General features: G+C 45.7%; 13 protein-coding genes. 5 read left to right on the top strand and 8 right to left on the bottom strand.

What is annotated here, in order from left to right; genetic code table 11:
* Positions 1–504, bottom strand: coding sequence for a GNAT family N-acetyltransferase (locus AC5JL3_RS21605; protein ID WP_496076450.1), 504 nt, complete (start codon positions 502–504; stop codon positions 1–3).
* A 292-nt stretch (positions 505–796) separates the two neighbouring features.
* Here AC5JL3_RS21605 and AC5JL3_RS21610 point away from each other — a divergent pair, with 292 nt between their 5' ends.
* Positions 797–946, top strand: a complete 150-nt coding sequence (locus AC5JL3_RS21610; protein ID WP_496076437.1) for a hypothetical protein — start codon at positions 797–799, stop codon at positions 944–946.
* Between the two features lie 164 nt (positions 947–1,110).
* Positions 1,111–1,395 (top strand): helix-turn-helix transcriptional regulator, encoded by a 285-nt coding sequence (locus AC5JL3_RS21615; RefSeq protein ID WP_496076438.1) that lies wholly within the window; start codon positions 1,111–1,113, stop codon positions 1,393–1,395.
* Between the two features lie 154 nt (positions 1,396–1,549).
* Here AC5JL3_RS21615 and AC5JL3_RS21620 read toward each other — a convergent pair whose 3' ends face one another.
* From AC5JL3_RS21620 to AC5JL3_RS21630, 3 genes are all read right to left on the bottom strand, one after another.
* Positions 1,550–2,158, bottom strand: a complete 609-nt coding sequence (locus AC5JL3_RS21620) for a Uma2 family endonuclease (RefSeq protein WP_496076439.1) — start codon at positions 2,156–2,158, stop codon at positions 1,550–1,552.
* Positions 2,159–2,350: 192 nt separating this feature from the next.
* Positions 2,351–2,884, bottom strand: a complete 534-nt coding sequence (locus tag AC5JL3_RS21625) for an HNH endonuclease (RefSeq protein ID WP_496076440.1) — start codon at positions 2,882–2,884, stop codon at positions 2,351–2,353.
* The gene (locus AC5JL3_RS21630; protein WP_496076441.1) at positions 2,881–3,183 is read right to left on the bottom strand and encodes a hypothetical protein; all 303 of its coding nucleotides are present in this window, start codon (positions 3,181–3,183) and stop codon (positions 2,881–2,883) included. The genes AC5JL3_RS21625 and AC5JL3_RS21630 overlap by 4 nt, the downstream gene beginning before the upstream one ends.
* A 389-nt stretch (positions 3,184–3,572) precedes the next feature.
* On the opposite strand from AC5JL3_RS21630, the gene AC5JL3_RS21635 reads away from it, so the two are divergent.
* Positions 3,573–4,934 carry a pentapeptide repeat-containing protein gene (locus tag AC5JL3_RS21635; RefSeq protein ID WP_496076442.1) on the top strand — a complete coding sequence of 454 codons (1,362 nt, stop codon included), beginning with the start codon at positions 3,573–3,575 and terminating at the stop codon, positions 4,932–4,934.
* 246 nt (positions 4,935–5,180) lie between these two features.
* On the opposite strand, the gene AC5JL3_RS21640 is transcribed toward AC5JL3_RS21635, so the two are convergent.
* Complete coding sequence (locus AC5JL3_RS21640; RefSeq protein ID WP_496076443.1) at positions 5,181–5,780, bottom strand: MiaE family protein; 600 nt, start codon at positions 5,778–5,780, stop codon at positions 5,181–5,183.
* Between the two features lie 403 nt (positions 5,781–6,183).
* Between AC5JL3_RS21640 and AC5JL3_RS21645 the strand changes: the two genes are divergently transcribed.
* The gene (locus tag AC5JL3_RS21645) at positions 6,184–6,933 is read left to right on the top strand and encodes a metallophosphoesterase family protein (protein ID WP_496076444.1); all 750 of its coding nucleotides are present in this window, start codon (positions 6,184–6,186) and stop codon (positions 6,931–6,933) included.
* Here AC5JL3_RS21645 and AC5JL3_RS21650 read toward each other — a convergent pair.
* Entirely contained in the window at positions 6,928–7,779 is an 852-nt protein-coding gene (locus AC5JL3_RS21650; RefSeq protein WP_496076445.1) for a M48 family metallopeptidase, read from the bottom strand. The two genes, AC5JL3_RS21645 and AC5JL3_RS21650, sit on opposite strands and share 6 nt — an antisense overlap.
* Before the next feature lie 318 nt (positions 7,780–8,097).
* Between AC5JL3_RS21650 and AC5JL3_RS21655 the strand changes: the two genes are divergently transcribed.
* A complete protein-coding gene (locus AC5JL3_RS21655) occupies positions 8,098–8,622 on the top strand; it encodes a DUF4330 domain-containing protein (RefSeq protein WP_496076446.1) in 525 nt (174 codons plus the stop codon).
* A gap of 290 nt (positions 8,623–8,912) precedes the next feature.
* Here AC5JL3_RS21655 and AC5JL3_RS21660 read toward each other — a convergent pair whose 3' ends face one another.
* On the bottom strand, positions 8,913–9,827 hold the full coding sequence (locus AC5JL3_RS21660) for an alpha/beta fold hydrolase (protein ID WP_496076447.1): 915 nt from the start codon (positions 9,825–9,827) through the stop codon (positions 8,913–8,915).
* Complete coding sequence (locus AC5JL3_RS21665; RefSeq protein ID WP_496076448.1) at positions 9,824–10,015, bottom strand: hypothetical protein; 192 nt, start codon at positions 10,013–10,015, stop codon at positions 9,824–9,826. Before AC5JL3_RS21665 ends, AC5JL3_RS21660 begins: the two co-directional genes overlap by 4 nt.
* Between the last annotated feature and the right edge of the window lie 177 nt (positions 10,016–10,192).

The following is a 10,192-nucleotide window of genomic DNA, read 5'->3' on the forward strand; positions in this document are numbered from 1 at the left end:
TTAGTTTTTGGTTGTAGTTATTGGGGGTATTGGCTTGAGGTAAATGCGATCGCATCGCTTTGTCTCTACACCAGTTGCTGGTTGATAACCACTGCTTTCATATAGCTTGACTGCTTCTTTAAGGACGCTTGCTGTTTCAATCCAAATTTCCAGGAAGCCCCGATTTGCGATCGCTTTCTCCAACTCCTGTAACAAATACTTGCCTAGTCCTTTTCCCCTAACGGCTGGTGACAGGTACATTTTGCGGATTTCTACAGCTTTTTCCCCTCGTTCTACTGGGTAGTAGGCACCCGTTCCTACCACTTGCCCCTGTTGTTCAATTACCCAAAATTCTCCCCCTACTGCCATGTAGGAAGCTTCAACCTCTAAAACATCTCGATCTGCCCCAGATGGCTCCCAAGACAATCCATATTCAGCCAAAGCAACCCTGATGACAGCCGCTGCTGCTTCCCTGTCGTTGGGTGTCCAGGTGCGAATCAGAAAGTCTTTGTAGTAAGTCTTCATTAGCATTCCACTATACTGCTCAGGCTTATCTTCACTTACACCGATATCAAAGACTATGGCAAATTCTGAGTCTGGCATGAACCGATGCAAAACTCTTTTATGATCTTCCGCATCACGGCGGTTAAAGAACCTTGCCACAGGATAGTGCTGAGCATTGGGCAAAACACGCACGATTACCCAAGGACGACTAAAATCTTCAGTAGACCGGACTTGTTGGTAAGTCATAATACCCCTTTTTGAAAAGCTTGTTTAGGAAAGGCGACTGTACAAACCGGGCAAGTGAACAATCGCCTTGATTCGTGATCACATGGAAGTTAATACAGGTGGTTGTCGTCTAGGCATCACCTCCTTTTCCAATGCAGTCGCTACCCGCACCAAAGCACGGCACTGCCTCAACCACGACTTACGCAGCGTGTTGCTGCTGCTTCATGAGGACTCATGACAGCTATTTATACGACTGCTTAAATGAGAGACTTTTAGAGAAGACCAGTCAGTTTGCTCTCTAGGAAAGTCAGTTAACCTGACTAGTCTTTTTTGCTTGTCTACCAACACTTTAGTGTTGATTCGTCTTCCTGTCAACACTAAAGTGTTGAAAACCTGTGTGCTATGAATTCAGATCCTTCAAATACCAACCCAGCAGAAATCACGTTGAAAGCACTTAGAGAGAGTCGTAGGTTGACTCAAGAAGAATTGGGGGAGCGCATAGGGTTGAGCTATCGAACGATCGCAGAATGGGAAAGCAGCAGAAAACTTCCGCGCTTTGACAATGCTGTTGCTTTAGCGCGTGAGTTGGGCGTTTCGCTTAAATTTCTGGCTAAAGTGATGCAAATTAACGTTGAGGGCGTGCCTGATGATGAACTCCAAGAACAATGGCCCTCAAAACAGGATTGAGGAAATAGGCGATACAGGCGATCGCTCTAATTCAATAGACCTCTTGCAAAAGTTCTTTTCATCAAATTCTGGGGCGGGATGCCTACCCCACAAGAAAAAATGGCTATGAGTGGGATGGGCATCTTGCCCATCCTAGCTACTGCAAGCAAGAGGTTTAATATTCTTTTTGCTCGTCGGCAAACTCAACATCTTCGTAAAGTAGAGAAAGGGGAAACTTGAACTCAACACTGGCTAAATGAACTTCGCAATCCCTAGTGTTCAATTCCGTGTCGTTTACACAAAAGTGAAATAGTTCCCAATTTCCTCGTTCGTTGAGTCGATAGCATTCAACACTCAACTGATCAGGATCGATTAATAGATATTCGCGCAGCGTCTCAATGCGGCGATAGTGTCTAAACTTTTCGCCACGGTCAACCGCTTCTGTACTAGGCGAAAGAACCTCAACAATTAAGCAAGGGTAGCGAATAAATTGACGTGCTAAGCGATCACGCTCGTCGCAACTAACTGAGACATCAGGATAGTGAAACGGCCCCTTCTCAGAAATGCCAACTTTAGCATCACTCGTCAGCACTTTACAGCCCTTGCCTCGCAAGTGAGATTTAAGTAAAGCGGCTAAGTTCACGGCGACTTGATTATGAGGAATTGTTCCCCCCGTCATGGCAAACACATCGCCATTAAGGTATTCGTAGCGGATGGGCTGCTTTTCCTCCCACGCCAAATAGTCTTGAGGTGTCATTGGTGGAAAGTCCGGACTTGCAACCATAGTTCTGCAATACCCTCATTTATTTCAACTTTAGCAAGCTTGCTTTGAACGATTCCCTTCGTGATAGCTAGGCTGAAGAGCGCACTATGCTACGCCAAAGCTTCACTTTTGTACGGAACAAGGTGCGATCGCTTTGTATTACTCCGAAAGACTAATCGAGAAGTGCGATCGCTTTTATCACAAGCTATCTTTCTACTGATTTCGACGTAAGAGGAACCTAATCAGTTCACGCTGTTCCTCAAGCAATTGTTGTTGTTCTTCCACCAACGTTACCAATTGCTCATTCAGTTGTCCAAGCAGTTGAATTAAATCTTTGTACTGCTTTAGCAAACGAATTTCTTCAGCTTGTCTTCGCTTGCTCAAACGATAAGTAACGAGTGGAGAGCGATTTAGGCGTAGGCGTTTTATCGTAAATTCACCTGTCGGTGTTCGAGGAAGTAGTTTGCCATCATCTAGTTCTAAAAAATGTATGGAAGCAGCTTCCTGACGAGGGTTCCAAAGAGAGAGGTCATCAGCACCCGTAAACCAATAATCTTGTTTGTATTGATTGCAACGGATACAGCAATACAGAAGATTCTCCAGAAAGTCATCTCCACCCTTTGATTTAGGCTGAAAATGATCAATTGTGAGTTGTCCACCAACATCAGTTTCAGATACACCACAAAACTCACAGGCAAAATTAGCGCGTTGCCGCACCTGTTGGCGTATCTCCGATGGGATACTCATGCTAGTTTCGCTGAAGCAAGCTGCTGATACAGGGCTGCTATTTCATGTCGCAGCATCTCGTTTTCCTGTGTAACCTGCTGTATTCGATGCGTAATAGCAGTGAGTTGCGACAATACTACTTCAACTTGTGTCCGTAGCTCTGATACATCTGGTTCAGCGATAGCTGATTTGAGCAAGCTATTTTCAGCCAAATCTTGCTGTGCATACCAGTTTTCCAGTTGCTTGTGTTCCCCAATTGTCAACTTCTCTCCGCGTGTTGCTCGGTCATGTAGTTGTATACCTAGTTCGTCCGAAATCATGTTACCCCCTTAGTAGCAATATTCTAGGAGTTTGAAGATACTTATTACTCGCTAAGCTTTTTCCAATCGTAGCGTTCACTATAGAGAGAAAGAGAGAAGCGAAACCCTTTTAGGATAGCTAGGCTTAAGAGCGCACTATGATGCTACGCAAACGCTTCACTTTTGTACGGATAGGGGTGCGATCGCCTTGTAATTACTCCTCAAGATACATTTGAGAGCGCGGTCGAGCAACAATTGCACCGTGATGGTTTATGTTTGGCGCAGTATATGGTATGGTTCGCTTTCTTAGGGATGTACAACTTACCTGTTCTTGCTAATGTAAACGCCTGTACCAAGGGCATGAAGGACTGACGTTGACTAGACGGGAACATAGACTTGGTAAAGAAACCATGGTACACAAGCCCAATCAACCTGGAGAAAATGATGCAGTTCTGGGTGGTCAAGCTCAACCGCCACTAGATGGGGTTGTTTTGGAAGGCTTAGAAGGTGTCAGACAACAACTCGCGACTGGCACAGTAGAACAGCAGATGGCAGTACTGTCTGAAGCATTGCGATACGACGAGCCAGGGCTGGATTTGGTGATTCAGGCTTTGCAAGGCGACTCACTGGCGTTGAAAAGGAGAGCACATGAGTTGTTGCAGCTTCGCGCCGCCGAACAGAAGGTAAGCCAAGCACTCCATGACTCCAGACTTAAGATCAGTGCAGATGAAATTCGGCAACGCTATGAGGCAGGAGAAAGAAATTTTGCCTGGGTCGATCTTAGTCATGCTGACTTAAAATGTATCTACCTGAAGGGAGCTGACCTGAGTGGTGCCGATCTACAACACGCCCGTTTAGGTCCCAATCCTGAGAAGCTGAGTATTGTCTCAAACCTGGAGGCAGTAAATCTAAGCGGTGCAAACTTGAGCAATACCGATCTAACTGGTGTAAACCTCAGTTATGCCAACTTAAGTGGTGCTAACTTAAGATATGCAAGGTTCTACTCCAAGTTTTATATCGTTGTTTACTGGTACGAAGACGAAGAAACATCGTGTGCCTGCCTCATCGGTGCCGACCTGAGGGGTGCTGATTTGAGGGATGTTGATTTGAAGCATATCAATTTCAGTGGTGCTAACCTCAACGGCGCTAATCTGAATAATAGCAACCTGAGCCATGCCAACTTCAGTGGTGCTAACCTCAATGGCATGAATTTCAATAATATCGACCTAACTCATGTCAACTTCAGTGGTGCTAACCTCAATGGCGTAAATTTGAGTAATGCTGTTTTGGATGGTGCCAACTTAAGTAATGTTAATTTGGATAGCGTTAATTGGATAGATGCCGACTTGAAGGGCGTCAACTTAGGTAATATTAATCTTAATAGCTTTGATTTGAGCGGTTACGACTTGAAGCGTGTTAACTTCAGTGGTGCTAACCTAAGCAGGGCTGATTTAAGCAAGGCTGACTTGAGAAGTGCTAACTTAAGTGGGGCTAATCTGAGCGGTGCTAATTTGAACAATGCTCTTTTGAGTTTTGCAACCCTGAAGAATACTAGGCTGGACAATGCAGACCTGCGCCACGCCTATCTAGTCTACGCTGACTTGACAGCTTCCAATTTAAATGGTTCCAATCTGGTTGGTGCCAATCTAAGATTAGCCAATTTGAGTAACGCTGTTTTGAGCGGTGTCGATTTGAGTAACGCTGATTTGAGAGGTGTCGATCTAAAGAATATTGACTTGACTGATACTAAATTGGAGGGCGCTATCCTGTAACCTGCCTAAGGTAGCGGGTTCTTACGATAACAACAAAGCGCAAGCCCTAGAAGAAATAAAAGTTCTCACGCAAGCCACACATTTCTTCGACCTGTAAAATTAAAAGTATTCAACAGAAAAAACAATGAATTTGTAGAGGCGAAGCATTCGAGCGAACAATCTTGCTGCTTAACTAAGATTTCTCTGATTTCTCTATCCGAATGCTTTGCCCTTCCCTACAGAAGTGATGTACTCGTATTGAGAACTTTAACTATGAATTCTTGGTTCTGGGTGAAGAGTTACCAACAACTCACTTTCTCTAACCGCCAATTCCTCCAACCGCCCAGTCACAACATCCCGCTCAAAATAAGTATCCGCCAGCACCCAATAAACACCAAAGTGACGCGCCTCAGATGCCATCAAGCCCCCATAAAACTTAGCTAACTCCCGATCAGGACAATGATTTGCCAGTAATCCCAACCGCTCATGAGAGCGAGCCTCAATTAGACCAGAAACCAGTAACGAATCCAATAGTCGCTCCGGTTCATGGCGGCGAATCTCCGCTTTCAATCCCGCAGCATAAGGAGGCGATGAGAGAGGAGCTAAGGGAATACCGAGCCGTTCTAGCCATTGGTTAACCTGCTCAAAATGCTCCAGTTCCTCCCGTGCGATCGCAGTTAGCTGACGCACCAGTTGCGTATAGGATGGGTAACGAAACATCAAGTTCAACGCCACTCCAGCCGCCTTACGTTCGCAATGAGAGTGGTCGAGTAGAATGATATTTAGGTGAGTGATGGCTTGCTCGACCCAAGCCCAGCTTGTGGGCTGATTAAGGGTGTTAATAATCGGAAGTATAGAAGAAGACACGATTTTTGGTGAAATAAACTCAACCTAGAAAGAAAAAGAGCTTCCTGCTCTAAGAGATGCCATTACGGCAAGGCTTTTAACTCAGGAACTATCTTAAGAGTATAAAAGTCCTTTCCTAAGAGGTACACTGTCCCTATCTCGCACATTGCTTCTCCTCTGAATACGGTACTTAATGCCAAGTATTCGGTGTGAAATTGGCTGAATCTGTATTAGAATCCGAAATCTCGCTCTTGGCACCTGTATTCAGTTCTAATAGATATTCCCTGCGATTGAAAAGTGTTAAAAGAAATCTGGGCATACTGAGAACAGCAAACCTGCCTGGTATTCTTAACTACACTTGTGGAAGCTATATTTCAAGGGTGCTACCTGGTAGTTGGTGCAATCGGAATTTGGAAAAGTGAAAATGACCAACCGTCGTATTGTTATCGGTGACGTTCACGGTCACTACGACACCCTCATGATTTTAATGGATGCGATCGCTCCTAGTAGCGACGACATGGTTTATTTTCTGGGGGACTTAATAGACCGAGGCCCCCAGAGCGCTCAGGTAGTTGACTTTGTGAAACGAAGCCCTTACTTGTGTCTGTTGGGTAACCATGAACAGATGTTACTAGACATTCTGGGTGATGGAGAAATCTATGGCCCAGCACTGCAAGCATGGCTCTATAGTGGTGGTCATAGCACCATCAACAGTTATGGTGATGGTGGTGTCAGCCAAGAGCATCTTGATTGGATGCGAACACTGCCAACCTACATGGATTTAGGAGATACCTGGTTAGTCCACGCTGGTGTTCATCCACGAATTCCACTAGAAAACCAAACTTCTGAGCAATTTTGCTGGGTGCGTGATGAATTTCACAGCATCACTGAACCGTATTTCCCGGACAAGCTAATCATCACAGGTCACACCATTACCTTTACCCTACCAGGAGTCCTCCCTGGAAGAATTGCTCAGGGTCGGGGGTGGCTTGATATTGATACAGGTGCTTATCATCCTAAAAGCGGCTGGATGACGGCGCTAGACATCACCAATTCTCTCGTTTATCAGGTCAATGTCTTTCGCCGTCGTCTGCGTAAATTACCGCTCAAGGAAGCCGTAACGCGGGTAGAACCCTCACAAATTCTTCCCCGGCGTTCAGCGCTTCGCTCATAGAAGAACGCGAATTTTGCTTCTGTAAGCGTTAGTGTCTAAGCCATCACCAACGTTACTCCGAGCAGGGTCAATCGCCCGCTCTAGGGCATTAATTCGGTCACTTGTTGCTGGATGGGTACTTAAAAAGGTAGGCACAGAGCCTCCTTTTTTAAGGAGTTTTTCCATGAAGTCCACCATTGCCACAGGAGCATAGCCTGCGTTTTGTAAGGTGTCTAGACCCAATTCGTCAGCTTCAACTTCATCTTGACGGCTATGAGGACGACGCAGAGCCAAATCTACACCAATTTGAACGGCAAGATTTCGGTCTAATCCAGCCGCCGCCGCTACTCCTTGTGCGATCGCTTGTTGTCGCATCTGCCCGATCGCATGACGCCCAGCGATATGACCAATCTCGTGAGCCATTACACTAGCTAGCTGAGCTTCGTTATCAGCAGCGGTAAGCAAACCCGTGTTGACGTAAACAAAGCCACCCATGGTCGCGAACGCATTGATATTTTTATCATTAACAACCTGAAACTTGTAAGGAATATCAGTTCGCGTACTTTCTTGAGCTAGCCGCTGACCAATTTGATCAACGTAACGATTGATTTCCGAGTTGCGATAGAGTTGAATCTCGCTGCTAACGAGCTGCTGATTAATTTGCTGACCAATCTGAATTTCCTGGCGAGGAGAAATGTTGGACAGCTGGAGGATCTGAACACCTCGGAAAATTAGGTCGAACCAAGGTCTGGCTTGCGTTACCTGAGGACTGCCCAGAACCAGACTCAGCGCTATAACTACAGATAGCAGCGGATACAGCCAACGACGCTGATAACGACGGGACAGGAAAGAAAACAAATTCAACATGGTGATATAACTAACACAGCTTGACTTGAGAGGCACAAGAAAGCGACGTTATTTAAAGATGATTAGTTGCCATTTCTACCTTGCCTACTGTAGCCTCTTCCTTTTCCAGACCTGTTCCCCTAGTTTTGGGACACATACCTCCGAGGCATTGGCGAGTTGTCAGTCAAAAAGTAGACTGGAAGTCATGCTGATCTCTTGCAGCAGTCGTGGTAATTTAACACAGGACTATAACAAGAGGCATTCTCTGACTACTTAGTACCTAGTTCTAAAGACTACTTTAGCTATAGTTCTTTTTGCAAAAACACTAAATAACGTTTCATGGCTATCTTGGATTCTAAAGGACGCCTGTTCGGAAAAGTAAGCATTCTCGACCTGGGTGCTGCCTTAGTAATTTTATTTGTGATTGTAGGTATCTTTTTCTTCCCCGGCACCACCGGTTCTGTGGCGCAAATCAGCGCTCCCAAACCAGTGGAGGTAGATTTGATTGTCCGGGGTTTAAGTGTGCGCGATTCAGGAGCCTTGATCAATCAGTTTAAAGAGCAGAATGCAAAGACCAGTATCATCATTCGTAATAACCCGGCTGGTCAGGTTGACATTAAATCTGTAAAAGAACTACCGAAAACTGTACTTGTGCCGCAGCCAGATGGCTCTATTAAAGAGTTACCTGACCCCAGAGCCAATTCTTTTAGCACGGATATGGTGATGACCTTAGGCGGGAAAGCAGAAATCACCAAGGATGGTCCCGTGGTTGCCGGTACCAAAATTAAAATTGGAACACCAATCGAGCTGGAGGGCAGGGACTACAACTTCAAAGCCAGCGTGATTGATGTCAGAGTGAATTGAGCCACTCCCACGGATTAAATCCGTGGGATTCAGGCATCAGACAGAGATTGCAGTCTGAGACTGTCTGACATCCCCTACTCCTATGGGTAAAAGAGGCTAGAGGCTAGGGGAAGAGAGAAAGGATTGAGCCTCCGGCTAGTTCCTCGTGACTTCCCTAGTCCCCAGTCACTAGTTCAAGGAGGCTCTTATGCAGAAGGCATAAGGAATATGGCTTGTACAGTAAGCTTTTTAACCTTTTTCAACTGGATAGTTATTTTCGCCACGCTGCACTAGTTCCCAGTCCCCAAGCCCTAATCACCAGTCCCCGAATCAAACAACTTCAAATATCGCCGAATTAAACCGATTGTTACTGCAGGCAGTTCTAACTGGGGAGTCAGCCCAACATCTTCAAGGGGTTGAAAGACCCGAATCGCTTGAGGATTGAGATCAGCGAGGCGCTTACCGATTTCTGGTCCTGTAAACTCGGACTTTTGTCCCCAGATAATCGCCGTAGGGGTAGTCAGTTGGGGAACGTATAGGGATAAGTCAAAGCACAAATCCCCCCGCACAAATGAAAGGGCAGCATATTCAGCATTTGGCTGTTGGGCTGATTCTAGATAGGCATCGACAATTTCTTGATAAACTCGGCTGCTTTGGGCAAATTGGCGGTTTTCTAAGAAGTTGCGTATACCCCCACTAGTTGCTACGCCAGTGCTGTAGAGGATGCGATCGAGAACAGGAGTTTTGATCAACTGGGCGAAAAAGCTGCGTGTGTAATCTTCGCCAAAATCAGAGAGTCCTGCGGGTGTTGTGAGAATTAGAGATTTGAATAAGTCGGGACGTGCGATCGCCGCACGGATAGTGAATGCTGCTGTGAGAGAAGACGCCACTACAGGGGTCGGCTCTGTGCAGGTCTTCTCAAGGAACTCGATAATTGTGCTGATGTAGTCGTTAATCTGGTAATTCCGTTCTGGATGCTCAGAGCGACCCCAACCAATTAGATCAGGTGCTAGAATTCGATACTCCGTCGCAAATGCTGGGTAGACTTTCGACCATTCATAGGCAGATGAACCACCACCGAAGCCATGCAAAAAGACTAAAGTTGGTAGTTCTTTGGGTTCAGTAGCATCTGTTCCCCACCAAGGAAGTTCTTCAGCTGTGTAATACACCATTCTTCCAAGCGAAGTCACTACGGAGTGCTGTTTAAAGCCATTTGGCTCAATCATGTCCAAACCTCATCACTGTAGCCATAATCGCTGATTGTGGTAACAGAGAACGTCTCACTGTTGGTGGATTCCTCTTGATACCGAAGAGAAGGTGGCTTTCTAGGCAATAGGCTCTGAGAAAACGTCCTGTAGCCTATCCCCCATTGCCCCACAATAATCTGACGAAATCGTTTGGGAACACTTACCATGGCGCACAAGGTAAGTGCCAAGGAACTTTGGTGACTATTATTTCATCAAATTATTTTAGGGTGTAGAAGCTTTTCTTTAGAAGGTACAAACTCTCGTCAGTAATTCCCTGCAAAATTTTTGTACCCACATTCCGCCCTTTGAGTGTCACAAGCAGATAATTTAGTGGAGCGCAATCA

The organism is Symplocastrum torsivum, assembly GCF_059505465.1.

Excerpts from the sequence above, each read along its gene's own strand:
- AC5JL3_RS21605 (WP_496076450.1), bottom strand. The coding sequence starts at position 504 with ATGAAGACTTACTACAAAGACTTTCTGATTCGCACCTGGACACCCAAC.
- AC5JL3_RS21615 (WP_496076438.1), top strand. The coding sequence starts at position 1,111 with ATGAATTCAGATCCTTCAAATACCAACCCAGCAGAAATCACGTTGAAA.
- AC5JL3_RS21620 (WP_496076439.1), bottom strand. The coding sequence starts at position 2,158 with ATGGTTGCAAGTCCGGACTTTCCACCAATGACACCTCAAGACTATTTG.
- AC5JL3_RS21625 (WP_496076440.1), bottom strand. The coding sequence starts at position 2,884 with ATGAGTATCCCATCGGAGATACGCCAACAGGTGCGGCAACGCGCTAAT.
- AC5JL3_RS21630 (WP_496076441.1), bottom strand. The coding sequence starts at position 3,183 with ATGATTTCGGACGAACTAGGTATACAACTACATGACCGAGCAACACGC.
- AC5JL3_RS21635 (WP_496076442.1), top strand. The coding sequence starts at position 3,573 with ATGGTACACAAGCCCAATCAACCTGGAGAAAATGATGCAGTTCTGGGT.
- AC5JL3_RS21645 (WP_496076444.1), top strand. The coding sequence starts at position 6,184 with ATGACCAACCGTCGTATTGTTATCGGTGACGTTCACGGTCACTACGAC.
- AC5JL3_RS21650 (WP_496076445.1), bottom strand. The coding sequence starts at position 7,779 with ATGTTGAATTTGTTTTCTTTCCTGTCCCGTCGTTATCAGCGTCGTTGG.
- AC5JL3_RS21655 (WP_496076446.1), top strand. The coding sequence starts at position 8,098 with ATGGCTATCTTGGATTCTAAAGGACGCCTGTTCGGAAAAGTAAGCATT.
- AC5JL3_RS21660 (WP_496076447.1), bottom strand. The coding sequence starts at position 9,827 with ATGATTGAGCCAAATGGCTTTAAACAGCACTCCGTAGTGACTTCGCTT.
- AC5JL3_RS21665 (WP_496076448.1), bottom strand. The coding sequence starts at position 10,015 with ATGGTAAGTGTTCCCAAACGATTTCGTCAGATTATTGTGGGGCAATGG.